25 protein-coding genes, 1 riboswitch and 1 other annotated feature are annotated in these 24,700 nt (G+C 43.6%); of the genes, 10 read left to right on the forward strand and 15 right to left on the reverse strand.

Features of this window, described 5'->3' with window-relative positions; genetic code table 11:
- Positions 1–482: 482 nt before the first annotated feature.
- Positions 483–1,766, reverse strand: a complete 1,284-nt coding sequence (locus tag M3193_RS06290; protein WP_251625229.1) for a LysM peptidoglycan-binding domain-containing protein — start codon at positions 1,764–1,766, stop codon at positions 483–485.
- Positions 1,767–1,925: 159 nt separating this feature from the next.
- Between M3193_RS06290 and M3193_RS06295 the strand changes: the two genes are divergently transcribed.
- A complete protein-coding gene (locus M3193_RS06295) occupies positions 1,926–2,561 on the forward strand; it encodes a spore coat protein (RefSeq protein WP_251625231.1) in 636 nt (211 codons plus the stop codon).
- 38 nt (positions 2,562–2,599) lie between these two features.
- Here M3193_RS06295 and M3193_RS06300 read toward each other — a convergent pair whose 3' ends face one another.
- Positions 2,600–3,499 (reverse strand): RluA family pseudouridine synthase, encoded by a 900-nt coding sequence (locus M3193_RS06300; protein WP_251625233.1) that lies wholly within the window; start codon positions 3,497–3,499, stop codon positions 2,600–2,602.
- A 107-nt stretch (positions 3,500–3,606) separates the two neighbouring features.
- On the opposite strand from M3193_RS06300, the gene M3193_RS06305 reads away from it, so the two are divergent.
- Positions 3,607–4,269, forward strand: a complete 663-nt coding sequence (locus tag M3193_RS06305) for an HAD family hydrolase (RefSeq protein WP_251625235.1) — start codon at positions 3,607–3,609, stop codon at positions 4,267–4,269.
- 112 nt (positions 4,270–4,381) lie between these two features.
- Here the strand turns inward: M3193_RS06305 and M3193_RS06310 are convergent, their stop codons facing one another.
- From M3193_RS06310 to M3193_RS06335, 6 genes are all read right to left on the reverse strand, one after another.
- The gene (locus M3193_RS06310) at positions 4,382–4,696 is read right to left on the reverse strand and encodes a DMT family transporter (protein WP_251625237.1); all 315 of its coding nucleotides are present in this window, start codon (positions 4,694–4,696) and stop codon (positions 4,382–4,384) included.
- Positions 4,696–5,037: a DMT family transporter gene (locus tag M3193_RS06315; RefSeq protein WP_285851847.1), complete on the reverse strand. Its 342-nt coding sequence runs from the start codon at positions 5,035–5,037 to the stop codon at positions 4,696–4,698. Before M3193_RS06315 ends, M3193_RS06310 begins: the two co-directional genes overlap by 1 nt.
- Before the next feature lie 73 nt (positions 5,038–5,110).
- A complete protein-coding gene (locus M3193_RS06320; protein WP_251625239.1) occupies positions 5,111–5,680 on the reverse strand; it encodes a TetR family transcriptional regulator in 570 nt (189 codons plus the stop codon).
- Positions 5,681–5,816: 136 nt separating this feature from the next.
- Positions 5,817–6,530, reverse strand: a complete 714-nt coding sequence (locus M3193_RS06325) for a YetF domain-containing protein (protein ID WP_251625241.1) — start codon at positions 6,528–6,530, stop codon at positions 5,817–5,819.
- A gap of 113 nt (positions 6,531–6,643) precedes the next feature.
- A complete protein-coding gene (gene metA, locus M3193_RS06330; RefSeq protein ID WP_251625242.1) occupies positions 6,644–7,552 on the reverse strand; it encodes a homoserine O-acetyltransferase MetA in 909 nt (302 codons plus the stop codon).
- A 198-nt stretch (positions 7,553–7,750) separates the two neighbouring features.
- A riboswitch (SAM riboswitch) is annotated at positions 7,751–7,857 on the reverse strand.
- Positions 7,858–7,911: 54 nt separating this feature from the next.
- On the reverse strand, positions 7,912–8,769 hold the full coding sequence (locus tag M3193_RS06335) for a YitT family protein (RefSeq protein ID WP_251625244.1): 858 nt from the start codon (positions 8,767–8,769) through the stop codon (positions 7,912–7,914).
- A gap of 195 nt (positions 8,770–8,964) precedes the next feature.
- On the opposite strand from M3193_RS06335, the gene M3193_RS06340 reads away from it, so the two are divergent.
- Positions 8,965–9,243: an AbrB/MazE/SpoVT family DNA-binding domain-containing protein gene (locus M3193_RS06340; RefSeq protein WP_251625245.1), complete on the forward strand. Its 279-nt coding sequence runs from the start codon at positions 8,965–8,967 to the stop codon at positions 9,241–9,243.
- A gap of 90 nt (positions 9,244–9,333) precedes the next feature.
- On the forward strand, positions 9,334–10,056 hold the full coding sequence (locus tag M3193_RS06345; RefSeq protein ID WP_251625247.1) for a glycerophosphodiester phosphodiesterase: 723 nt from the start codon (positions 9,334–9,336) through the stop codon (positions 10,054–10,056).
- A gap of 46 nt (positions 10,057–10,102) precedes the next feature.
- Here the strand turns inward: M3193_RS06345 and M3193_RS06350 are convergent, their stop codons facing one another.
- Positions 10,103–10,420, reverse strand: coding sequence for a thioredoxin family protein (locus M3193_RS06350; protein ID WP_251625248.1), 318 nt, complete (start codon positions 10,418–10,420; stop codon positions 10,103–10,105).
- Positions 10,421–10,567: 147 nt separating this feature from the next.
- On the opposite strand from M3193_RS06350, the gene M3193_RS06355 reads away from it, so the two are divergent.
- Positions 10,568–11,548 carry a M23 family metallopeptidase gene (locus M3193_RS06355; RefSeq protein ID WP_285851848.1) on the forward strand — a complete coding sequence of 327 codons (981 nt, stop codon included), beginning with the start codon at positions 10,568–10,570 and terminating at the stop codon, positions 11,546–11,548.
- A 37-nt stretch (positions 11,549–11,585) separates the two neighbouring features.
- On the opposite strand, the gene M3193_RS06360 is transcribed toward M3193_RS06355, so the two are convergent.
- Positions 11,586–13,631: a prolyl oligopeptidase family serine peptidase gene (locus M3193_RS06360; RefSeq protein ID WP_251625250.1), complete on the reverse strand. Its 2,046-nt coding sequence runs from the start codon at positions 13,629–13,631 to the stop codon at positions 11,586–11,588.
- A gap of 98 nt (positions 13,632–13,729) precedes the next feature.
- Positions 13,730–14,245, reverse strand: a complete 516-nt coding sequence (locus M3193_RS06365) for a DUF3231 family protein (protein ID WP_251625252.1) — start codon at positions 14,243–14,245, stop codon at positions 13,730–13,732.
- A 343-nt stretch (positions 14,246–14,588) separates the two neighbouring features.
- Positions 14,589–14,822 (forward strand) — a binding site (T-box leader).
- A gap of 52 nt (positions 14,823–14,874) precedes the next feature.
- On the opposite strand from M3193_RS06365, the gene M3193_RS06370 reads away from it, so the two are divergent.
- Together M3193_RS06370 and serA are read left to right on the forward strand one after the other, a co-directional pair.
- Positions 14,875–16,038 carry a pyridoxal-phosphate-dependent aminotransferase family protein gene (locus M3193_RS06370; protein ID WP_251625254.1) on the forward strand — a complete coding sequence of 388 codons (1,164 nt, stop codon included), beginning with the start codon at positions 14,875–14,877 and terminating at the stop codon, positions 16,036–16,038.
- Positions 16,035–17,621, forward strand: coding sequence for a phosphoglycerate dehydrogenase (gene serA / locus M3193_RS06375; protein WP_251625256.1), 1,587 nt, complete (start codon positions 16,035–16,037; stop codon positions 17,619–17,621). Before M3193_RS06370 ends, serA begins: the two co-directional genes overlap by 4 nt.
- Positions 17,622–17,730: 109 nt before the next feature.
- On the opposite strand, the gene M3193_RS06380 is transcribed toward serA, so the two are convergent.
- The gene (locus M3193_RS06380; protein WP_251625258.1) at positions 17,731–18,525 is read right to left on the reverse strand and encodes an HAD family hydrolase; all 795 of its coding nucleotides are present in this window, start codon (positions 18,523–18,525) and stop codon (positions 17,731–17,733) included.
- Positions 18,526–18,592: 67 nt separating this feature from the next.
- Positions 18,593–20,641, reverse strand: a complete 2,049-nt coding sequence (locus M3193_RS06385) for a catalase (protein WP_251625260.1) — start codon at positions 20,639–20,641, stop codon at positions 18,593–18,595.
- A 139-nt stretch (positions 20,642–20,780) separates the two neighbouring features.
- On the opposite strand from M3193_RS06385, the gene thpR reads away from it, so the two are divergent.
- Entirely contained in the window at positions 20,781–21,323 is a 543-nt protein-coding gene (thpR, locus tag M3193_RS06390; protein WP_251625262.1) for an RNA 2',3'-cyclic phosphodiesterase, read from the forward strand.
- Between the two features lie 24 nt (positions 21,324–21,347).
- Here thpR and corA read toward each other — a convergent pair whose 3' ends face one another.
- Both corA and M3193_RS06400 read right to left on the reverse strand, forming a co-directional pair.
- Positions 21,348–22,310, reverse strand: a complete 963-nt coding sequence (gene corA, locus M3193_RS06395) for a magnesium/cobalt transporter CorA (RefSeq protein ID WP_251625264.1) — start codon at positions 22,308–22,310, stop codon at positions 21,348–21,350.
- 235 nt (positions 22,311–22,545) lie between these two features.
- Positions 22,546–23,373, reverse strand: a complete 828-nt coding sequence (locus tag M3193_RS06400) for a cupin domain-containing protein (RefSeq protein WP_251625266.1) — start codon at positions 23,371–23,373, stop codon at positions 22,546–22,548.
- 152 nt (positions 23,374–23,525) lie between these two features.
- Between M3193_RS06400 and M3193_RS06405 the strand changes: the two genes are divergently transcribed.
- Both M3193_RS06405 and M3193_RS06410 read left to right on the forward strand, forming a co-directional pair.
- Entirely contained in the window at positions 23,526–23,831 is a 306-nt protein-coding gene (locus M3193_RS06405; RefSeq protein WP_251625268.1) for a DUF3243 domain-containing protein, read from the forward strand.
- Between the two features lie 110 nt (positions 23,832–23,941).
- A complete protein-coding gene (locus M3193_RS06410; RefSeq protein WP_251625270.1) occupies positions 23,942–24,646 on the forward strand; it encodes a DUF421 domain-containing protein in 705 nt (234 codons plus the stop codon).
- Positions 24,647–24,700 lie beyond the last annotated feature (54 nt).

Here is a 24,700-nt window from a genome sequence, read left to right on the forward strand (position 1 = left end):
CGCGAAGAAAACATAGTATGGTGTCTATCAATATCATGAAAATTAATATTTCAAAATCGTCTCTTCGTTTTATTAAGTATTACTGAAATTATGAATATATACAACATCTTTTTCCGTCTATCCTTGTATAATGTGTCAATTTACTTACTTCTGTCGAAATCCGTCGTACGAAAATAAAATCATTTACACATTTCTGAACATAGATTATTATTAGATATATCCAAAGCGAGGATATTTGCGATTTGGAAAACAACTACAAAGAGAAAGAGGAGATGCTTTATGAAATTCAGCAAAATTCTGCGAACTGTAATAGGAGCCAATTTAGTGATTATAATGGCTTTCGCATTCCTACCTGCTCTGATAATCAATCCGGATGTAGACATTTTCCAAAGCGTAATAAATTATATTTCAAAAGATTAATAGTCGCCCCATCAAACGAACCATATGTGCGGTTGCACATATGGTCCGTTTTTTTTTTACTATTATCGTTTTCGCACTGTAAAGTTATCAGTGAGTAGCAGCCAATTTTGAGGGAATGCTAAACCAAGCTTCCAATACATGATTCCCCGTAAGTTGAATTCCTTTATCAAGTTGAATTTAGCTTGGATGCTGCGTGCATCTTCGAACCAGACGTCATGACGAACACCATTATTATCCCAATAAAGGAAGAACGGCGCTTGGGCGATGGTATCATACTGGATATTCGCATTTTGAGTAATCGCTAAATTGATTGCCTGCTGTGGACTAAGTGCTTTTGCCGCAATTCCTGTTTTTGGGGGGTATGGAAATGTCCAGTCATAGCCGTATAAATTTTGGCCTAGGAAGATCTTTTCCCTTGGAATCTGGCTGACCGCAAATTCCACAACTCGACGAACTTGATTGATTGGGCTCACGGGTTGCGGGTCACTATATGAATACCCCCATTCGTACGTCATCAACGTGACAAAATCGCATATTTCCCCGTGTGCTTTGAAGTCAATGCCGCCATAAACCCCTGTCAGAGCGGGACTCGATTTAGGCGGCAGCGCACTGGATAACGTCAAACCGGCCGGATGGAAGCGCGCACGTGCATTTCTCAGAAAAGTATTATACAATTCCCTATCCGCTGGTCTTATAAATTCAAAATCGAAATGAATGTCACTAAAGCCGAACCTTTTCGCAGTTTGAACAATATTTTCAAATAATCGGTTCTGTACCGTTTGATTCGTAAAGAAGACATTTGCCAGATCCCCGCTGAAGGCAAAATTCTCCAAGTTGCTAACGACCATCGCATTCAAAACTCCAGCTTGTGCGGCAATCTCAGGAATATCATCAATCGGCGGGGCTTTCAATGAGCCATCCCGCTGTGCTTCATAGCTGAACATCCCTAAATACGTCAAATCCTCTACTCTGTTTCTCACTTCTTGAACGATTACATCCATAATCGCTTCCCTCGGCTCTACATAAAGAAAGGTATCAATGACCGGTTTCCTTCTTTGAGGAAGAGACAATCGTTGGCCAATCTGTAAAATGCTGTTTGGTGAAATGCCATTGACTCTGGCTAGCTCTTCCACTGTCGTTCCATACAACCGGGAAATTACATACAGTGATTGTCCAGGCAGCACCCAATGATAACTGCCAGCAACCGGAATGACGAGGGCTTGCCCAACTACGATGCGGGAAGGATTCGTCAACTCATTCGCACTAGCGATTTCTTCGTAAGGGATTCCATAAGTTTGCCCGATTCCATATAAACTTTGCCCTTGTTGCACGACATGTATCAGCAATTTTTATCCACTTCCTTTCGTTGACAAAATGTCCTTTATCCCATGCTATTTTTAAAGGCATGGGATTATGCGCGATTAGAAATTTTTACACGCATATGCCGTCTCTTTGAAGCCATACTACTGACGATTGAAAATCATCTACAAAGGAGGAAACCTATTTTGACGCAGAATCAATTCGGTGAAACACATCAAAATATGCACACAGGAACGGTCCCGCAACAGATGAACCATGGAGGACATGAGGTTTTCGATATTCATGAAGTTCTTTCAGGCGTTATCGCCACATTAAACCAGGCAATGATCTTACGCCCCCATGTTAAAGATCCCGAGTTGCTCGACATTTTGGACAGGCAATACCGTTTCACTTTGGACGAATATAATATAACAGTGGAATGTTTCAAGACGGGCATGGATCCTTCCCATCCGACAAGCAGCTACAAAATGAAGCAGGGAAATGATTTTGTTTACGGCATGAAGCCGTCGCAGCCGAAGAAGCCGATGCAAAATGCGAACGAGATTAATGATGAAATGATTTCTGGCTTCCTTCTTGGATCCGCTAAAGCAAATGCTTCGGCGAAAACAATGTCTGCTCTTGAATCGACCAATCCAGTTGTTAGACGTGTATTGGCGGATTCGGTGCCAAACTGCATAGAGATGGCGTATGAGTTGTCGATTTATCAAAACAAACACCATTATTACCAAGTTCCTCAGTTGGCTCAACAAGATATGCAGTCAATTTTAAATGCGTTTGCAACAGTAGGTCAGCCAGGCATGCCGAATCATACGGTCCAATAAGAATAAGCTGCCTTGACGCAATGTCAAGGCAGCCTATTTTATAATGTTTTATTGATAAAAGATGCTGGAATTTGGGATTCGAATTTCATTATTTCTTTGGATACAGGGTGTACGATTGTTAATGCTGTCGCATGCAAGCCCAGTCTTTTAATCGGGTTGACGGTGGAGCCGTACTTTTTGTCTCCTACAACCGGATGCCCGATTTCTTCCATATGGACACGGATCTGGTTTTTGCGGCCGGTTTCCAATTTGACTTCCAGCAATGAATATTGACGGTTCGATTTAACTTTCCGGTAATGGGTGATTGCCAGTTGGCCCCCGTTGTCTGTCGGGTTCGAGTAGACTTTGTATGTCCGTGTTTCCTTCAGCCAGGATTTGATTGTGCCTGATTCTTTACGGACATTCCCTTCAACTAATGCCGTATAAATCCTTTCTTTCACCATTTCATCCCAATTATCCTGCAGTGTAATCTTAACTTGTTCGCTTTTTGCGAATAAGAGGACACCTGATGTATCGCGGTCGAGACGATGGACGATGAAGACCCGCTGTCGTGGATCTTGTCTTTTGACGTACGCAGATACTTCGCTGAATGCCGTTCTTTCGTTTTTATCTTTTGCAGCCATCGATAAGAGGCTGGCTTCCTTATCGATCACGATTATCGCATCATCCTCATAAATAATTTCCAACCCTGTCAGTTTGCTTTCATTCAGTGCTGCCTTATTCGCAAGGATTTCCACTTTATGTCCGGGCAGCAGTTGATGATTATGTTTTGTCACTGCCCTGCCGTTTACGGAGACCTGCCCTCTCGTCAACATTGACTTGACCGAATTTCGGCTGTTCTTTTTCATGTTTTCCAATAAAAACGGCAGTAGTTCCGCTTCTTCATTCACTGAAAACAGAAAGGAATCTTCCCTTCTCTTCTTCTGATTGTTATGCATGTCCAGTCTCCTCACTCTCTCCATCAATTATCCACAAATTGCCCTTTGATTTCAAACGCTGTATCATCATTACTAAATCTGTTTGTATAAATAGGGGGATTTATTCGATGAAAGTTGCAATATTCGATTTTGATGGGACGCTATATTCGAAAGAAACTTTTCAATTATTAATGGAGCATTTGAAGCAGCATCCAACACACCGCTCGAAGTACAAATCTTTCTTTCGTAAGATTCTCCCGCTTTACATTGGGTATAAAATTAAACTTGTTCCTGAAGCAAAGATGAGAGAAGGATCTATGCAAATTTACGCAAATACGTTAGATTCATTAACGAAATGCGAGTTAGACCAGTACTTTGAGGAAATAAAAGAAAACATGCGGAAGCATTTTAATGCGGAAGTAGTGGCGAGGGTCCAACAGCATCATAAAGAAGATATGCATGTCATGCTTGTATCAGGCGCTTATACTCCATTATTACATTCCGTAACGGAAGGTATTGAGTTCGATACGATTATCGGGACTGACATACCGTTTACGGCAAATGGGATATTCGACAAAGGCACTGCCATTTACCCGATCCAGGGGGAACGCAAAACCGAAAAAATCATGGAGAGCCTAGAAGGCAATGAGATTGACTGGGAGCAAAGCTTCGCCTATGGTGATAGCTATTCCGACCTTCCTGTACTTGAACTCGTTGGAAACCCGGTTGCTGTTAAACCTGAAGCGAGATTAGAGAGAATAGCTGTTGAGAGGAATTGGCCTGTCATATAAAATAGAATTCCTAGGTTCTAAAATATTTTGTACTTCTTTTACTAATTCCTTGGAAATTAAATTAAAAGCGGGGAAGCAACTTTCTTTCAAGTTGTTCCCCGCTTTCTACTATTCACGATAAAGCCTTCAATCCAACAACACCAATTACTATCAAAAGTAGGCTGGCGATACGCCCTTTGCTCCTTGACTCACCGAAAAACAGCATATTGATTAAAACTGCGCCGGCAGTTCCTATACCAATCCAGACAGCGTATGCTGTGCTGACCTGCAAATAATTGAACGACATATAGAGAAATGCGAACGCTGCTCCAAATCCTCCGCCGAACAAAATGGTATTGGTAAATGTCTTCTCTTCACTATATTTATTCAACCCGACAACGCCGACAAGCTCGCTAATAGCCGCTGCGAATACAAATAACCAGCCCATCACTTAACCAATCCTTTCTTTTCATCCACGCCGTCAGCAATCTTCAGTCCGATGACGCCGACAACTAAAATTGCAATGAAAAACAGCTTGCCTGCTCCAAGGGTTTCCCCGAATATGAACACATCCATCAATGCGGTCCCAACTGTTCCAATTGCTGCAAAGATGGCATACACCGTACCTGTCGGAAGGTTTTCACAGGCCTTTGCCAAGAAATGAAAATCGACGAAGATGAAAAACAAGATTGGAATCCAATGCCACCATTCGGAGGCGACATTGAAACCGAAAATCCATACCAATTCGAAAAAGCTTGTTAGCGCTACGTAGATCCATGATTTGTTCATAATTTATTTCTCCTAACTTGGTGACTGACTGTCATTCATTTTTAATGACAAGTTGTCAAATGCTTATTGGCTTTTAATACGCAAGGGCTTGCTTCAAGAAATCCTTCACTTCATTCTTTTGAATGACCGCTTCATCTTCCTTGTCAGTGTCATATAAATAAATTTGTTCCGCTGCAGATTCCACGAGGCCGATTACAAGTCGTGACGTCCTTTCTGGATTGACGGTATTCCGGATTACGCCTTCATCGATTGCTTGCTGAAGACCCTCACTCACCCATTTATAGAAAGGCGCGTATACGGTCTCCCAATTTTTCAAGTGCTCTGTCGATGCCAGGCCTGAATAAATGAGTGCTTGAATTTCGTGGTACTCTTCATTCACTTCGAAAATCGCATCGACGAGCTGCTCCATCCATTTTGGGAATGGTGCATTTTCCGAAACTCTATCCGTTACAATCTCTAATGTTTTTGCGACCATCACTTCAGCAATTGCCGGCATCAAAGAAAGCTTTGAAGGGAAGTATAAATAGAACGTCCCTTGAGCAATCCCTGCCACTTTCACGATATCGGATATCTTCGTCTTTTCGATGCCTTGCTTGCGGAAAACGTCTATTGCCGCTGTTATGATCCTTTCCTTCTTATCCAATTGCCGTCCACCTTCCCACTGAATGATTGTCATTCATTATAACGTAAAAAATTGAATTCAGCTCGTTTCTCGATTCCCCGATAATTGGATATGAGGGGGCAGAACAAGCTTCTGCCCCCTCATATATTTTCAATATCTACTTCTTTTCAGTTCGCTGGTCAATATGCAATGTGCCGTCAGTCAGTATTTCCGCATAATATACTTGCTCTACTTTACTGAATCCATTTTTCTTTAGCTGTTCATAAACCCATTCTTCCGTCAGCTTTAATTCAGTCAGGTTTTCTTTAATTAATTTCCCATCAGAAATGATTTCTGTTGGTATATATTTCGGTTCTTTGCCGGGCGCTTTTACGTCTTTGCGCGTCGCTGCCTCTTGAGCCGCTTTTTTCATGACACTTAACTGGCCGTTCGTTTCCAGGATGGCATAATTAACGTCTGCAATTGCAAATATGCTTTGCTCACGAAGCATCATGTTCAGATCGTTCAATGAAATGCGTCCCTTCTTCATTCCCTGTTCACTAATTTTTCCTTTATGAATAACAATGGTTGGTGAATCATCGAATAGCTTCCTTGCTTTGATCGACTTCAATGTTAAGAAGTTCACAAAGATAGTTAGTACAGCCCACCATATCATTGCAACGGCACCATTTAGAAATGGGGTTTCCGATTGCCCGGCAATCTCAGCCGCAATGGACCCGATCGTAATCCCGGTAACATAGTGAAAAAACGTTAATTGTGAAATCTGCTTCTTCCCCATAAATCTGGCAAGTATCATTAAAATAATGAAAGCAAAAGTTGTACGAAGCATCATTTCCCAAAAGTCCAATTTTGAAATCACGTCTGAAATCATCTTTTCACACCTCCGCTAACGCTAGTGTGTGATAAAACTATGACAATATACGGAGAAAAAAATTAAGCGAAGCGGGAATTTTCACTTCCCGCTTCGCTGTCATTTTTCTGGTTTCATTCCCACTCGTAAGGTGTTTCTTGGTAGACATAATAATTCAGCCAGTTTGAGAAAAGAAGATGAGTATGGGAGCGCCACGTGTTCAGCGGCTGCTTTTTCGGGTCGTCATCAGGGAAGTAGTTTTCAGGAACATCGATGTCGATCCCTTTCTTCAAGTCCCGCTCGTATTCTTCGCCAAGCGTGCATGCATCATATTCCAAATGTCCGGTGACCATAATATGTTTGCCGTCTTTGGATAGAACGATGAAGGCACCTGCATCTTCAGAAACTGCCAATAATTGAAGGCGCGGGTCCTGTTTAATCTCATCAATTGAGACCGACGTATAGCGGGAATGGGGTGCATTGAACAAATCATTGAAGCCGCGTGCCAATTCGACAGTCGGATCGGTCAATTGATGACTGAAAACGCCGGATAATTTTTTCGGCAATTCATATTTATCGATTCCGTAATGATGATAAAGCGCAGCTTGCGCCCCCCAGCAAATATGTAAAACGGAAGTTACATTTGTTTTGGACCATTCCATGATCTCTTTCAATTCATCCCAATAAATAACATCTTCGAACTTCAAATGCTCGATTGGGGCTCCTGTGATAATCAGTCCGTCGAAACGGCGGCTTTTGACATGCTCGAATGTTGTATAAAACGAATCCAAATGGTTTTTACTTACATTTTTTGATTCGTATGTTGCGGTATTCAAAAATGAAACATTCACTTGCAATGGAGTATTGCCGAGAAGCCGGAGCAATTGGAGCTCTGTACGTTCTTTTTCAGGCATCAAATTCAAGATTAAAATCGTTAACGGACGGATATCTTGGGTGGTAGCCCGCCCTTCATCCATGACGAAAATCTTTTCTTGTTTCAACAATTCGCGTGCCGGTAATTGTTCCGGTATATTGATTGGCATAGCGTTTCCCCCTTTTAAATATACAAAAGCGAAGGGCGCCCGCCCATAGGCGACAGGCATAAGGCGAAGATGCGGTGTGGCGCTTTTTGCCACAAAGCAGATTTGACTTATGACCCGAGCTTATGGCGCCCTAAGTCTAGACGACAAATAAAAACCCCCGTTCCAAAAGATAGGAACGAGGACTTGATTTGTTTTTCGTTCTTATCTCTCAAGATTCACATCTTGTTGGAGGTAGCACCTTCCTGCAATTGCAGAGGTTGCTGAAGCTTCAAAGGGCCAGTTCCCTCAGCTTCTCTTGATAAGAAATATTCAATTAAGACTATTATATCATCTTTAGTGGGTTTGTATACCGGTTTCTATTAACGATGAACTTTTGCCCTTGAAAAACCGAGTCCCAATATCTCCGAAGCATTGAGAAAAATGACAAAGGATGACGGCTCGGCTGTTTGAAGCAATTTCTTCAAATAAACGGCTTCGGACTGTTCGACAACGCAAAGGATCATTGTCTTCTCATCGTTTGAATAGCCCCCCGTCGACTTTACTTTCGTTAATCCCCTATCGATTTCATTCTTAATGACCGATTGGATTTTCTCTTCGTGTTCAGTAATGATAAGGACAAGCTTTGTCGGCGACGTTTGGAGCTGGACGAAATCGATTACCTTACTCGTCACATAAATCGACATGAGTGCGTACAACGCAAGCTCAAAATTGAAGACAAAAGCTGAAGTGACTACGACAACCCCATCAACGATCAACTGGGAAAACCCGCTTGATATGCCCGTATATTTTTTTAGGAGTTGGGCAATTAAAGCCGTGCCGCCTGTCGATCCATTTCCCCTATAGACGATACCCAACCCGATGCCTAGCATAATGCCGCCATAGATGGAACTTAGAAACGGATTGTCGACGGACAATTGAAGGCCGCCCGTCAAATAGATGACAAATGGGACAAAAAAAGTACCGACAATCGTCTTTGCACTGAACTCTTTACCTGCGAGCAAGAGCCCCAGTATGATGAGCGGGATATTGATCACCCATTGCACATATGCAGGATTATATCCGAATAATTCATAAAGGATTGTACTGACTCCTGAAATGCCGCCAGCCGCGATACGCGACGGCAAGAAAAATATATTGAATGCAAGCCCGACCAGAGTCGCTCCTGCAATGATCTGTATATAGTCAAAAACGACGGGCTTCTTCTGGATGAATGACATGATTGCTTCCCCTTTCTTAAAAGACCTTCCTATTCTATCAAAATAAATTACATACTTAAACGTTTTAAAGCGGGGATAAGAGGAATAGAGAGAATAGGAAACTAAAAGAAAGTATACATTTTTTTGTATTTTTCTAATTTACTGGTATAATAGTGTGAATTATAACAATAAAACATAGTTTCAAGGAGGATCATAATGCGAAGCTTAGGTATTGTCAGAAAAGTTGACCATCTCGGCAGGATTGTAATCCCAAAAGAATTGAGAAACACGTTGAAACTTGAAAAAGGTGCACCAATGGAAATTTTCGTGGATGACGATATGATCATCCTCCGTAAGTATGTTGTGGATTCGGCTTGTATCGTAACCGGGGACATCACTCCGGATAACAAGAGACTATCCAACGGCATGTATCTAAGCCCTGAAGGGGCGGAAATCCTGAAAAAGGAGATAGAACAACGAAAGACTTGGGAGTGACATACTCCAGGTTGTATGGGCAACGGCACTAATTCCGCGCCCTTTTGTTGCGTACAAATTATCATTGGAAACGGAATGAGAGGGACCTACATGGAGATATTCGCACATAGGGGAGCTTCAGGGGATTTTCCTGAAAATACATTCGCAGCCTTCATGGAGGCCGCGCGTCTCCCCGTCTTTGGCGTTGAGTTCGATGTACATATGACAGCAGATGGCGAACTTGTCGTCATCCATGACGAATTGATCGACCGCACATCGGATGGAACAGGATATGTTAAAGACATGTCCTTGGCAGAACTGAAGAAACACGATTTCGGCAACTGGTTTTCCCCTGATTTCCAAGGAGAAACAATACCAACACTCGCCGACGTTCTCGATGTTTTCGACTCGACTCACCACAAATTGAACATTGAGATAAAATCGGATATTTTCCCATACGAAGGAATGGTCAAAAAAGTGCTAGATGTAATTGAATCTAGACAATTGGAATCGCGTGTCATCATTTCTTCATTTGATCATTCTGCCATCCAGGCAGTTGCGAAGCTGAACCCGCGTGTCGAGACAGCTGCTCTGTTCATGGAAGTACTCGTCAACCCACTCGATTATTTACGTAAAATCCCTGCAGATGCACTTCATCTCCTTTTCCCGGCGGCACTCCGACTGTCGATGGCCGAAGTGATTACAAGCGGCATGCCGGTCAGAACGTTTACAGTCAACGATGAAACCCACGCAAAGACCTTGAAACAAGCCGGAGTACAAGCCATCTTCACAGACTACCCGGAAAAAATGAACGCTTTTTTGCATTCCATATAAAAAGAGATATCACCAATCCCTACTAGGATGGCGATATCTCTTTTCATTATGCGCTCAAACTGTCAATAAACGCCTCAATCTCTTCCTTCGTCTTCCGGTCCTTGCTTACAAAACGCCCAACCTCTTCCCCACTATGGAACGCAATAAAGCTCGGAATTCCAAACACATCCAATTGCTGGCAAACCTCAATAAACTCATCCCGGTCCACATAAATGAACTCATACTCAGGATAATCCGCTTCAATACTCGGCAAGAACGGCTCAATCACCCGGCAATCCGGGCACCAATCCGCCGAAAACATGAACATTGTCCGCTCTTCATTTTTCAACTGCTCAAACTGCTCAACCGATTGTAGTTTTTCCATTCGTCCTCTCCCCTTCTTTACTATCTCTCCTAAAGTATATCACTCAAAAATAAAACCATCATTTGTCGAAGCTTCTGTAATGAAAACAAAAAGTCATGAAATCGATCAATCGGGGAATTCTAATCATTCAACAAAGGAGGTTTCCCATTGCGTATCCATCATATAATTGCTTTGGCAGGTATAATATTCTGTTTATTCACGTCCGTCAACATCGTCTCCGCTTCTGATCAAAAAAGCGACAAGGAAATCATGGAAGAACGGATGGATTTTTATTTACGTTTTTCAAATGAATTGGTACCTTGGTATCACCTTGCCGCAATTGATCAATATGAACGAAATATCCAACAAGTGCGCAATGATCTTCCGAAAGCGGAAGGGCCGATTTCCATCCAATTTTCCGCTGAACACTGGTATGGCATATTCAACCCCGAGCGATCCGAAAATTCTCCCGACACCATCGCACTTTTCGGCGGTCACGGCTCTGATGGGAGCGGGGATGGAGTAGCTGACCAAGCAGACCCAGCCGATGTACTCATGACGATGTATTCCCATTTAGCGCTGTACGGACCTGATGAAGATGCATTTAAAGCTGCATTATGGCACTACTATAAACGGGAAGCGACAGTCAACCAGATTATGACGATTGCCAAACTGTATAAGCATTTCGAAACGGCCGAGCTTGATCAGCATGTATTCCCGATCCCCAAAGGACATCATTACACGTACCGCAGTACATGGGGCTCAAGCCGCGGATGGGGAGGTCGCCGGATCCATGAAGGGACAGACCTTTTTGCGGGCTACGGTGTTCCTGTCGTCGCCACTTCCTATGGTGTCATCGAAGTGATGGGATGGAACGAATACGGGGGATGGCGCATCGGCATTCGGGATAACCATAACACCTATCATTACTTTGCCCATTTGGCTTATTTTGATAAAGGCATCAAGGAAGGCGATATTGTAGAACCCGGGACACTTCTCGGCTTTGTTGGCAGCACCGGATATGGCAAAGAAGGAACATCCGGCAAATTCCCTCCTCATCTCCACTACGGATTGTATAAATACAATGGCCGGACTGAATGGGCTTTCGATCCGTATCCAGCCCTTCGGAATTGGGAACGACAAAAATAGGAAGAGGCTGTCTCCCCCCCGAGACGGCCTCTTCTTGTTAAATGGTAACGCCTAACGTTTTGAAGAGAAACGAATAGATATCAGTCTGTTCTTCAATGATCTTGACTGTCGGCTTTCCGAGACCATGTCCCGCATTCTTTTCGACACGAAGCAAGATCGGATTATCTCCGAAATAGGATGCCTGCAACGTCGCAGCAAATTTCATTGCATGGGCAGGAACGACTCGATCGTCCGTGTCAGCCGTCGTAATCAGTGTCGGCGGATAGTCAACGCCTTCCTTGACATTATGCAGAGGGGAATACTTGATCATATAAGCGAAGTCCTCGGCATTCAGCTCCGCATTTCCGTAATCCGTCACCCAATAGCGTCCAACCGTGAATTTGTGGTAGCGGAGCATATCGGTAACAGGCACTTGGCAAATTGCCGCCCCGAACAAATCCGGACGCTGAGTGATGCTTGCTCCCACAAGTAAGCCACCATTGCTGCCTCCCATGATTGCAAGCTTCTCCTTCTTCGTGTAACCTTCTTCAATTAGCCATTCTGCAGCTGCAATGAAATCATCGAAGACATTTTGTTTACGTTCCAAAGTACCTGCCTTGTACCAATCTTCACCGAATTCACCGCCGCCTCTCAAGTTGGCAACCGCATAGACGCCGCCTTCCTCAATACACATGCGCAATGCTGGTGAGAAGGATGGTGTCAAACTGACATTGAAACCGCCATATCCATAGAGGACGACTGGGTTTTCACCATTTAGTTCCAGTCCTTTTTTATGGGTCAAGAACATCGGGATCATCGTTCCGTCCTTCGATGGGTAAAAGACTTGAGTCGTCTCAAATCCTTCCGTCTTGAATTTATTTTCCTCCTGAAATACTGCCGTCAGTTCCCCATCCCCGAAGTTATAGCTTGCGATTGCATTTGGAGATAAGTAGGATGTGTAACCGATGAACATCCATGGTTCCTCTTTCTTGCCTGTCAAACCAGTCAGCGAAATGAATCCCGGCAATTTGACGTCAACGCCACGCTTGCCATCCAGGTCAAAAACTTTCAGTTCATAATGCGCGTTATGCAAATAACCAACTACGATCTTTCCATTAATGATCTTTCCGAAAGACAGTACATCGTCATTCTCCGGAATAACATCGGTCCAATTTTCCTTCCCTGGATTGTCCAAATCCACTGCAATAATTTTTTCGTATGGTGCATCGACATTTGTAAGGAAATAGAAAGTGCGTCCTTCATTGCCGATGAACGAGTATTCGCCATCGCCTTTATCAAACAGATGGACAAATTCACCATCAGTATCTAGGTCTTTATAATAAATTCTGCTTTTATTCTCCGTGCCTTTCCATACATTCAGAATCAGATAATGATAATCATCTGATAACATCGGATTGAAGGAGAACTCTTTGTTGTCAGGATCTTCATAAACGAGCACATCATCGTCCTGGCCAGTTCCTGCTTCATGCCAGTACACTTTGTTGTAATAGCTTTGTTCTTCAGCTGAAACAGTGGATGGATCTGGAAAACGATTGTAAAAGAATCCTGTACCTGCTTCATTCCAGGCGATGCTTGAGAATTTACAAAATCGAATCAAGTCGGATTCATCTTTTCCAGTCTCCAAGTTTCTTATTCTGATTTCTTGCCAATCACTTCCGTTGAGTGAAATCCCATATGCCAATCTCTTACCATTTTTTGAGAATGAAAGATTCGTAATGGCAGCAGTGCCCTCGTCATTCATCGTATTTGGATCCAATACGACTTCCAAGTCTTCGGAGTTCAGATCTTTTGTACGGTAAAAGACGGCTTGGTTTTGCAGACCGTCGTTTTTGTGGAAATAATAATATTCTCCTTCTTTTTGGGGAACAGTATACTTTGCATAGTTCCACGTTTCCGTCAGTTTGCTTTTCACTCTTTCACGATCCGGGAAAGTCTCAAGGAATTCCTGAGTCCTGTAATTTTGTTCATCCACCCATTGTTGCATTTCAGGATCTTCCGGATTTTCCAGCCATCTGTATGGATCGCGAATATCGGTCCCATGAAAATTTTCAACTACATCCTCTTTTCTAGTAAACAATACCATTCCTTTTCCCCCTTTTCACCCTTACAATTGATATTTTACCACACTGTTCAGAAAAGTGAGCATAAGAAAAGCAGCTGAGAATAATCAGCTGCTTTAACTCATTTACTATTAGGGAATGCAGCACCATGCATAGGAGGAGGAATGATCCAACCTTTTTCCTTGTTCAGACGGAGTAATCGCATACCAAACAAAAGTCGGTCTGCATGAAATTTACTGAACATCATTGCGATGTCTTCTCTTAGGCATTGGCCGATCACCTGACTGCATGAGACAAGACCTTGACCGACATTTATAGAAACTGCTCCACTGATTTCAGGGTCCATGTAACGTGCACCGACTGGAATGTCTTCCGCTTTGGCAACTGCCCGATCAGGCAATGTAGGAGGAGGTGTCACACCGTTCTCTTTCAGCACTTTCTCGACTGCCTTATTTTCATCCTTCATCATTTCAACCGCGTCTTTCAGAAGCTCGATCAGATCCTCGTCGCCAGCATGATTGATGAAACCTTGATATCCGCTGATCAATCCTTTGTTCGCACCTGCGTATGCCCAACAACCGAGGACTTCACCGTAGTGCATTGGCTCTTCTTTCGGATTTCCATTTAAAATGCCCAATTTTTCTCCCTCTTTTCTTAAACTTTTCCATTGATATTTATGGTGTTGCAATTATGATGTGATGCCTGTGGTATTTTATACATTTGTTCCTCATCAAAAATTTCTAATTGACATTTCCGAAATGTTTGGTAAGATACATTGCAATACAATATTCAGGAAATCCCGAATTTCTTAGCGTGCATTTAATAACGAACGATTATAAAATAACGTTATGTTTAGTTCGGAATTTATGTGTATCACATGAAGATTTTACTGTAATTTGTTTTTTATATTGTAAATAGACGAACATTGTGTTGACATTCAAAAATTACATGCTATGATTGTCATTAATTAAATAATTCGTTTAACGATTTGGATGGAGACAGGCTTTGCGGATCGGAATCCATAGAGAGCTGATGGTTGGTGGGAATCAGCGTTTCTGACGTAGAGCAGCACTCCTGAATCGGTGGACTGAAACTTCATTTTCTGTTTTTCAGTAGGTTCACCCGGAACATGCCCGTTATGCATGCAATGAAGGCTGTCGTCATGACAGCGAAAAAGGGTGGCACCGCGTAGCTGATAGCTTTTCGCCCCTTGCATGAATTTGCAAGGGACGGAAGGCTTTTTTATATTCCAAGGAGGAGATTGACATGCTACTAGATCAACAATTTTTGCGAATTCCAGGACCGACGCCTATTCCACCAAGTGTACAACGGGCCATGGCTCAACCGATGATCGGCCACCGAGGCAATGAGACGTCCGAACTGCTTCGCTCCATTAAACCCCGATTGAAGAAGGTGTTCGGGACCGACCAGGATGTAATGATTGTGACGGGAAGTGGAACTTCAGGCTTGGAAGCGGCTGTTGTCAATGCCGTGAAACCGCTGGATGAGGTGCTTGTCATTGTGACCGGGGCATTCGGTGCGCGTTTTGTAAAGATTTGTGAAGCGTATGGAATCCGTGTGCACATATATGAAGTCGAGTGGGGCAAAGCCTTTGATCCCAATGAAATCCGGAACTATCTGCGGAGATTCCCCGAGGTCAGTGCCGTTTTCGCAACGTATTGTGAAACGTCAACGGGCGTCATGAATCCCATTCACGAACTAGCTTCCGCAGTGAAAGAAGTCTCCGATGCTCTCATTATCGTTGATGGGGTTTCCTGTGTCGGGGGCGTGGAAACTAAAATGGATGATTGGGGCATCGATATTATGGTGACTGGATCGCAAAAAGCGTTCATGCTGCCTGCCGGATTGCTATTCATCGGGGTAAGCGAGCGGGCATGGAAAGTCATTGATTCCAATCCGAACCGGGGCTTCTATTTAGATTTGACGAAATACCGTAAGGACTTGGATAAGGATACGACACCCTTCACCCCTGCCCTTTCCCTTCTTTTCGGGTTGGACCAGGCGCTAGCCATGATGGAAAAGGAAGGGCTCGAGAATGTGTATGGACGTCACACGCTTATGAAAGAGATGGTGCGTGCGGCATTCATGGCACTCAAAATTCCTTTATTGACGAATGACAAAGATGCGTCGGATACGGTCACTGCCGTCCAACCTGAAGATTTTAACGCAGAGGAGTTCCGGAAAGTGATCAATAAAGAATTTAGACTATCGGTTGCAGGAGGTCAGGATCGTTTGAAGGGCAAAATCTTCCGCATCGGGCATATGGGCTACTGCTCCCCTGCGGATGTTTTGCAGACGCTTAGTATGATCGAAATCGGGTTAATTAAATCCGGAAAGAATATTGAGCTCGGTAAAGGTGTTGCGGCTGCGCAGAGAATCTATTTGGAAAAAGGGGAGAATATGCGATGACCTATCATATATTGATTGCCGATCCGCTAAGCGAGGAAGGGATTCATCCGCTAAGGCAAGCGGATGGATTGGAAATTACAATTGCTACCGACTTGTCGAAAGAAGAACTCCTTGAAAGAATTAAAGGTTTCGATGCTCTTCTCGTCCGCAGTCAGACACAAGTGACTCGGGAAGTGATTGAAGCCGCCAGCAATCTCAAAATTATCGGACGTGCTGGCGTCGGCGTCGACAATATCGATTTGGACGCAGCCACGGAGCATGGCATCATCGTCGTCAATGCGCCTGACGGCAACACCAACTCTGCCGCTGAACATACAATCGCCATGCTGACAGCTTTGGCGAGGAAGATTCCGCAAGCGTTCAATTCACTAAAAAATGGGAAATGGGATCGAAAATCATTCATTGGAGTAGAGTTGAAAAACAAGACGCTCGGCGTCATCGGACTTGGAAGAATAGGCGCGGAAGTCGCCGCCCGGGCGAAGGGCCAACGGATGAACATCGTCGCTTACGATCCATTTTTGACAGAGGAAAAGGCGCAAAAGATGGGGATCGGCTTCGGGACAGTGGACGATGTATTGAAAGCAGCTGATTTCATTACAATCCACACTCCTTTATTGAAGGAGACCCGCCATTTATTGAATGAAGATGCATTCGGGAAGATGAAAGACGGCGTACAGATCATCAACTGCGCAAGAGGGGGAATCATCGACGAAGATGCACTGTACGGGGCAATTGTGTCAGGAAAAGTTGCAGGTGCGGCCCTCGACGTCTTTGAAACCGAGCCGTTTGTTGATCATCCTCTGCTAAGATTGCCTGAAGTGATAGCGACTCCGCATCTAGGAGCCAGCACGGTGGAAGCACAAGAAAGTGTCGCCGTCGATGTCAGTATGGATGTCGTTAACTTCTTCAAAGGAGATGCTGTCCGAAATCCAGTCAACCTTCCATCCGTCCCGAAGGAAGTGTTGGCAAAGATTGCGCCTTTCTACGACTTGGCTGAAAAGCTGGGGACTTTCCTATCGCGAATGACTGATGAAACGATTGAAGAAGTGAATATCAAGTACGCCGGGGAGCTTGCCAACTATGATGTACGCGCATTAACCCGTAATACGGTGAAAGGCATTTTGAAGCGCAACCTTGGAAGCCATGTTAATGATGTTAATGCCAAATTTCTAGCCGAGCGGTTTTATATTAAAGTGAATGAGCATAAAACGACAGCAAGCAAAGGCTTCCTGCACTTGATTACTGCAGAGATCGTAACTGCCAAGTTTACGCATCGCGTCGCAGGTACTTTGCTGAATGGTCTCGGAGCGCGCATCGTAAAAGTCGATGATTATGTAGTCGATGTTGTGCCGGAAGGCCATCTGCTATTCATTAAACATAAAGACCAGCCGGGAGCGATCGGGCGCGTTGGTACATTATTGGCACAGAAAAACATTAATATCGCGACGATGCAAGTCGGCCGTTCCACGGTCGGCGGTGATGCTATCATGATGCTCACAATTGACAATGGGGTTGAACAGGCGGAAATTGGGGATTTGACTGAGTTGGAAGATATTTATGAAGTGAAAGCGATCGATCTTTGACGTAAGTATCGATGCAGATAGAATTCAATGGATCTTGAGGGCGGAAGAATAGACTTAGAGGGCAGATAGTTAAGCCCTTGCTAAGAAGAGTGAGTCCCGGAATCCGGGCTCACTCTTTGTTTACCTTGTCCAATATCGGAAAAAGTTGCTCGAGATGGTGGATTTCAAAAGTCGGTTGGATATCTGGGTTCCCCGCTTTCCCTTCACGGTTAATCCACACGGAACGCATACCTACGCGCGATGAGCCCAGAATATCGGTCAGCAAATTGTCGCCAACCATCAATGCCTCAGCTGCGGAACTGCCTGTTTCCGCCAATACATGCTTAAAAATCGAAGGGTCCGGTTTCCCTTTGCCAAAGGCTCCCGATATAACAATTGAGTCAAAATAAGGGGCCAACTCCGGAGTGATTTCCAATTTCGTATTTTGAAGCGACGGAGAGCCATTGGTCAATAATACCAGCGTATACTTCCCTTTCAACTGCTCCAATACGGAAAAAGTTTCGTCGTATACGAATGGGGATTTTTTTCGTTCCTCAATGAACCGGGCTGCAAGATCCGCTCCTAATTCCGCATTCACAATCCCAAGTTTCGCAAGTCCTCTCGTCCATGCACCGCGTTGGTAATTAGGAATGAATTCTTTCATCCGCTCGAATTCCTTGCCTGGATCGTCGAATGTCCCCCATAAGCCTTCAAAAGGATTGATTCCGATCATTTTAGTGAATTCATATGTATCATAGGCTGCGTAAAGCTCCCTTGCCTCTTCACGGACCGCCGCCTCCAATTCAGAGGCATGTATATCAAGGTTTTCCTCCGCGTATTGACATGTCCTATCGAACGCCGTGGCAATACTTTTTTCATCCCATAATAGCGTATCGTCCAAGTCAAAAATGATTGTACGGATCATCTGTCATCTCCCCCTCTTCTTCATTATACATAAAAAGACGCTCCAAAAAGATATTGGAGCGGCCATTTCATTCGGAATAGATATTTCGGTCCCAAAAGCGCTGTTGGGTTACGGCTTGAATGAAGTCCTCTGGGAAATCGGCTCCGGATGCAGATGCTATCACAATGCCCGGCCCAGTTTCTGCATCGGACTTCCTGAGTAAGTCTTCCCCTGTTGAAGCAAAGCCGATCGGTTTATAATGACGAAATGCTTCATTGATGTATTCCGTAATATCGCTTTCGAATTTCGCTTGGTTCCTCGCTTCTCCTCCGACGACATATAACGAATCATAAAGTACGGGTGATGTTGTTAGAAAGGTTTCATTCAAAATAACCTTCATACCATCAGCTCCCGTCAGGCTGCCTAAATGCTCACCGACAATGTCGACGGCGACTCCATTGTTCAATAAAGTTTTAACGACCGCTTTCACTTCTCTGCCATTAAAACCACCGCCGATCAACACTCCTACTTTAAGTGTATTCGGATATCTCGGCGTCTTCTCCTGGCTGAGTGCAGGGGAAGATGCTGAAACATTGACTTGCTGGCCTTCCGGACGGTTGACGCCGACTGCATCTGCAATGACCGTTGCCAATTCCTTATCCACATTGACAAACATATCGACGACTTGCTGCCTGACGTCGGCTGATTTCACTTTCCCAACTTCAAAGATGAATGCATCTCTAATATGTTCCTTTTCTGGTGGTGTCATGCTGTTCCAGAAAAGTCTTGCTTGCGAAAAATGGTCATTAAATGAATCGCTTCTTGCTCGAATAACATGGCCTTCCACTTTCTCGGCGTAATGGACAAAGCCTCCCTCTTGCCACGTGGAAGTCGACGGAGTGTTGTTGGCAAGCGAGTTTCTATGATAAGCTACTTTTCCGACATCAATCCGCTGACGGCTGAACCCATCCCGCTGATTATTATGGAACGGACAGACCGGGCGATTGATCGGTATTTCAGCGAAATTCGGGCCGCCTAACCGCAGCAGTTGCGTATCCAAATATGAAAAAAGCCTTCCTTGTAGGAGCGGGTCGTTCGTGAAATCGATACCGGGCACAATATTGCCGAGATGCATTGCGACTTGTTCAGTCTCGGCAAAGACATTATCAACATTCCGATTTAATGTTATTTTGCCGAACATCTGGACAGGAACAATTTCTTCCGGCCAGATCTTCGTTGCATCCAAGATATCGAAGTCGAACATGAACTCATCTTCTTCATTGATCATCTGTACTCCGATTTCATATTCGACGACATTTCCATGCTCGATGTTTTCCCATAGATCCCGCCTGTGGAAATCTGGGTCTTTTCCTGCAATTTTCTGTGCTTCATCCCAGACGAGCGAATGGACGCCGAGAACCGGCTTCAAATGGAATTTGACAAATTTGGCGGTTCCTTCTTCGTTAACAAGGCGGAACGTATGCACACCAAATCCTTGCATCATGCGGAAACTCCTTGGAATGGACCGATCGGACATAAGCCACATGATCATATGAGCCGTCTCCTGGTTATTTGCAACAAAATCCCAGAATGTATCATGGGCAGAAGCCGCCTGCGGAATTTCATTATGCGGTTCAGGCTTGATGGCGTGCACGAGATCCGGGAACTTGATGGCGTCTTGTATGAAAAAGATCGGAATATTATTTCCGACAAGATCGAAGTTCCCTTCTTCCGTATAAAACTTGATAGCGAATCCACGTACATCCCTTACCGTGTCTGCGGATCCTTTACTTCCGACAACCGTTGAAAATCTAATGAATACAGGCGTTTTCGAACCAGGATTCTGCAAGAAACCTGCTCTCGTGAATTCCTTCATGGATCGATGCAATTCGAACTCCCCGTGCGCCGCAAACCCCCTCGCATGGACAACCCTCTCAGGAATCCGTTCATGGTCAAAATGGGTCATCTTTTCCCGAAAGTGAAAATCCTCCAATAAGGTCGGTCCGCGCACTCCTGCTTTCAAGGAATTTTCATCATCCGACACTTTCAAGCCTTGGTTTGTTGTCAGTTTCTTTCCGTAGTTATTTACCCGGAACTGTTCCAGTTGTGCGTCTTTTGCATTTTTACTTCTCTCCACCTAATCCCCTTCCGTCTATTTTTAAACCACCATTCCTATTTATATGCAGGTTGAATGCTTTTGGGCACTTTCCCATGTTTCATCAAATTGGAATTGGGCTACAATAGGAGACGAGATCGTTACTAGGGAGGCGTAGAGGATGCATCATCATTACTTCATCGGAATAAAAGCCCCTGCTTCAATTGAAGAGACTGTAAAGCTATACAGGGACAAATACGGTTTATCGAATACCTACAAAGTAATTCCGCACTTGGAGGATCTGCATATTACACTATTGTTCATAGGTGCTCTCCCAGAAGAGAAAGTTGTGCCTTTAAAGGAAAGTCTTGCTGCATTAGCAGACAACCATAGCAATTTCCCTCTGACCGTCGATGGCCTTTCCTTCTTTGGATCCCCAAAAGGTCCACGCGTCGTATATATGTCCGTCCAGCAATCAAAAGCGCTTGATGCACTTCAGCAGGACGTTGCGTCAATAGGAGCAGGTCAATTGGGTATTGAACTCGATAACCGTTTCACTCCTCATATTACAATTGCAAAAAAGCGCAAACTCCATGAAGAGTCTGCAATAAAAAAAGAAACATGTGTACCGCTTCCATTTCACGTCAACGGATTTTCACTCTTCAGGATTCATCCATCGAGGACTCCGAAATATGAAGCCGTACAAACTTTTCCGTTTACCTAACCCTATCAATAAGAGCGGGTCACATTATGACTTATTGATCCGGAACCAGCCTTTATGCGTAAACCAAGCAACCATAGCAACTCCTATGATCAGCATCACTACAAGGACGATCGGATAGCCGTAGCGCAAGTGAAGCTCTGGCATATGATCAAAATTCATGCCATACACACCGGCAATGAATGTCAGCGGAATGAAGACAGAAGAAATGATTGTCAGCGTCATCATTACACTATTCATTTGGTTGGAGTTGATGGACAGTTGGCTATCACGAATATCTGAAGTCAACTGTCGATTGGAATCGAGCATGTCGCTTATTCGAATGAGATGATCGTAAATATCCGAAAAATATGTATGCTCATGAGAAGCGAAATCCAATCTTTTCGATTCGAGCATTCTGTACAGCAATTCCCTCATCGGATAAATCGTCCTTCGAAGACGTAATAAGTCGCCGCGCACTTCAAATACATAATCCATGGATAATTGAACAGTCGTCGGTGATAACTTCTCTTCGATTTCATCCAAATGATCCTCGATATTGTAAAGGATCGGAAAGTATTGATCGACTAGCTTATCCATAATTTCATACGTGACATGAACATGGCCGCGTTCCCATTTCCTTGGGTTTTGCATAATTGCCTCCCGCGCCTTATCGATTTCCTGCAATTTGTTGTAATGAAATGAGACGACAAAGTTTTCGCCCAGGAACAAATCCACTTCTTCCGCAATCAAGTCTTCGTGGCAAATGGAGTGCAGAGCAAAAAATGTATATCCTTCATAATGGTCCAGCTTCGGACGTTGAATTCGGCCATAACAATCCTCCAGTGCCAATGGATGGAACGTGAATAATGATTGAAGCAATGATGCCTCTTCCGCGTCAGGCTGATCAAAGTCAACCCAGAACCATTGTAGGGAGAGCTCGTTGATTTTATGTACAGGGAAGTCGTAAATGAATTCATCGTCCTTTGTGAGTCCCATTGTCCAGATCATATTTCCACCTTCTTTTCATTCGATATGAACTTTCTCTATCCGCATTCGATGACTGTCCTAACCGTATCATAACCATTTTCCCCTCACATACTACTCGTAAACTTTGGATTGAAAACAAAGGCGCAGTGTTATATAAAAAAACAGCTTGGATAAATACCAAGCCGTTCCTCGTTAAAATACCTCATAAAGCGGATGCTTTTGAATTTCAGCAGTGTATTCATTTTCATCTCTGGTTTCACATATTTTTGCTCTGCTGAAGAAGTTTGGATTCTCCTGTTCGCTCCCATTCTTCAACGGTTTCATAAGCTTTTTCAGGAGAATACCCCTTTCCCACAAGTACTCCCATTAAAATAAACTCTTGAAGGATGTGTGTAGAATTTATTCCTCTTCTAACATCCTCTAACCCTTGAGTCACCAGGTATTCCGTATACCTTATCCATTCATCTGGAGTCATGTTAGGAATAGCCGTATTCCCATTGCGATTAGTGTTAACTTTCTTTTCTGCCGCCGCGTCTGCTTTCGTCACCTGGACAGTCCCAAATGGATGGTTAGGAGGAGCGTAGATTGAGTAAAGTTTTAGTGGAATGTTGCCGGTATTAATGACATTATGCCATGTTCCGGCAGGTATCATTATTGCAGAATCATCAGAGACATTTCTTTCAAAGCTTAAGTTATCTTTACTTTTGCCCATCCGAACGACCCCCTGGCCTTGTTCAACCCTTAAGAATTGGTCAACGTTAGGGTGCATTTCCAAGCCGATGTCCTCGCCAACATTGAGACTCATTAAAGTGACTTGCAAACGGTTTCCTGTCCATAAGGCGGTACGGTACGTATTGTTTTGCTTCGTAGCGTTTGTAATATTTACGACAAACGGTTCCTTTCCATAGTCTCTTATCAAGATGTTGTTATCATCACCATTTGAAGATTGCAGAGAACCAGACACATTTCCGTACTCAACCCTAACAGGACTCGCCCAATACCCGGACTGCGTTGCACAGTAACACATAGGCATAGGAATGTAATAAGGATTTTGATACTGATACATATTTGGAACATAATGCATTTTAATCAACCCTTTCACAACAAGTAAAATATCCTATGCAAATTGTTCGGGGACTGTACATTAACTGAAGTTCTCTATGCAAGTTTTTCCACGTTTACTTACTGCAAATGAGCGCACTATATGGGAACAACGTAAAAGGAGTGTTATTTATTATGGACATGAAAGACAAAGTACAAAAAGAACTTGCAAAGATTGACGGAGAAGATAAAGGTCAAATCCTAGAGAATTTCAATCAATTTAAGCAATACCTTGCCGAAAAAGTGCAGCTTGGTGAAAATTTAGGGTTAAGTGATGAAAAGCTTGCAAAAACGACAGAGATCGTTGCAAGGTATCTTGCCAATCATGAAGAACCGCGTAACCGTGAAGAAAAAGTGTTAATGGAGCTTTGGAAATCAGGTTCTGAAGAAGAGCAGCGCGTGTTTTCACAAATGCTTTTGAAAATGGTGAAACAAGCTTAATTAAAAAAAGAAATGCTGCCACTCAAATGAGTGGTAGCCTTTTACCTTGTCTAGGCAAGAAGTGAATCCTACATTAGATGTTTTTCTACCTTATGGGATGTGAAGTTAGGATGGATTTTTTCCAGGCACAAGAAACACTGACCGCAGTCCAATGGGGGCTGCGTGCGGTGTTCGCTTTTTTCTTCTTATTATTCGCTTCAAAGTTGATGGGCGAACGTTCCATTTCCCAATTACGGTTGATTGACTTTACCATTGCCTTGATTATCGGAAATATTTTAGCCCATCCTCTTTCTGATGAAAATTTAGGGATGAAAGGGTCACTAATTACGACAACTGTATTGATCATCCTTTATATTTCTTCTGTGTATGCAACGTTAAAATGGGGGAAGTTACGCAAATTGGTTGAACCATCCCCATACCCTCTCATCAAACATGGGGAAATCGTGTATTCAAATCTAAAAAAAGCTAGAATTACAATCGATCATTTATTATCAGAGCTTCGCAAGGATAAAATTGAAGATATACAGAAGGTGTCATTGGCATTATGGGAACCAGACGGGACGATTTCTTTCTTCCTATCCCCTCAGTATCAAGTGTTGACACCTCAAGATATGCAGCTTGCTACAAATCGATTTTTCTTTCCAATCGTTGTGGTGAAAGAAGGCCAAGTAGATCAGGCGTCTTTGAAGTCTGTTGGAAAGGATATGGAATGGCTGCTGAATAAATTCAAACTTTATAATGTGGCAACATCAGAGATTTTATTGGCGACAGTAGACGGAAGCGATAATTTAAAAATCTTCCTATATCAGGGATGAGTATGTTTCACTTTTTTCATCCATATATACAGGGTTGGAGTCTATATAACTGGA

The organism is Sporosarcina luteola, assembly GCF_023715585.1.
GTDB classification, from domain to species: Bacteria; Bacillota; Bacilli; order Bacillales_A; family Planococcaceae; genus Sporosarcina; species Sporosarcina luteola_D.

Excerpts from the sequence above, each read along its gene's own strand:
- M3193_RS06405 (WP_251625268.1), top strand. The coding sequence starts at position 23,526 with ATGGACATGAAAGACAAAGTACAAAAAGAACTTGCAAAGATTGACGGA.
- M3193_RS06300 (WP_251625233.1), bottom strand. The coding sequence starts at position 3,499 with ATGCATAACAATCAGAAGAAGAGAAGGGAAGATTCCTTTCTGTTTTCA.
- M3193_RS06400 (WP_251625266.1), bottom strand. The coding sequence starts at position 23,373 with ATGCATTATGTTCCAAATATGTATCAGTATCAAAATCCTTATTACATT.
- M3193_RS06350 (WP_251625248.1), bottom strand. The coding sequence starts at position 10,420 with ATGGAAAAACTACAATCGGTTGAGCAGTTTGAGCAGTTGAAAAATGAA.
- M3193_RS06310 (WP_251625237.1), bottom strand. The coding sequence starts at position 4,696 with ATGGGCTGGTTATTTGTATTCGCAGCGGCTATTAGCGAGCTTGTCGGC.
- serA (WP_251625256.1), top strand. The coding sequence starts at position 16,035 with ATGACCTATCATATATTGATTGCCGATCCGCTAAGCGAGGAAGGGATT.
- thpR (WP_251625262.1), top strand. The coding sequence starts at position 20,781 with ATGCATCATCATTACTTCATCGGAATAAAAGCCCCTGCTTCAATTGAA.
- M3193_RS06360 (WP_251625250.1), bottom strand. The coding sequence starts at position 13,631 with ATGGTATTGTTTACTAGAAAAGAGGATGTAGTTGAAAATTTTCATGGG.
- metA (WP_251625242.1), bottom strand. The coding sequence starts at position 7,552 with ATGCCAATCAATATACCGGAACAATTACCGGCACGCGAATTGTTGAAA.
- M3193_RS06370 (WP_251625254.1), top strand. The coding sequence starts at position 14,875 with ATGCTACTAGATCAACAATTTTTGCGAATTCCAGGACCGACGCCTATT.
- M3193_RS06340 (WP_251625245.1), top strand. The coding sequence starts at position 8,965 with ATGCGAAGCTTAGGTATTGTCAGAAAAGTTGACCATCTCGGCAGGATT.
- M3193_RS06325 (WP_251625241.1), bottom strand. The coding sequence starts at position 6,530 with ATGATTTCAGACGTGATTTCAAAATTGGACTTTTGGGAAATGATGCTT.
- M3193_RS06305 (WP_251625235.1), top strand. The coding sequence starts at position 3,607 with ATGAAAGTTGCAATATTCGATTTTGATGGGACGCTATATTCGAAAGAA.
- M3193_RS06315 (WP_285851847.1), bottom strand. The coding sequence starts at position 5,037 with ATGAACAAATCATGGATCTACGTAGCGCTAACAAGCTTTTTCGAATTG.
- M3193_RS06410 (WP_251625270.1), top strand. The coding sequence starts at position 23,942 with ATGGATTTTTTCCAGGCACAAGAAACACTGACCGCAGTCCAATGGGGG.
- M3193_RS06345 (WP_251625247.1), top strand. The coding sequence starts at position 9,334 with ATGGAGATATTCGCACATAGGGGAGCTTCAGGGGATTTTCCTGAAAAT.
- corA (WP_251625264.1), bottom strand. The coding sequence starts at position 22,310 with ATGATCTGGACAATGGGACTCACAAAGGACGATGAATTCATTTACGAC.
- M3193_RS06335 (WP_251625244.1), bottom strand. The coding sequence starts at position 8,769 with ATGTCATTCATCCAGAAGAAGCCCGTCGTTTTTGACTATATACAGATC.
- M3193_RS06380 (WP_251625258.1), bottom strand. The coding sequence starts at position 18,525 with ATGATCCGTACAATCATTTTTGACTTGGACGATACGCTATTATGGGAT.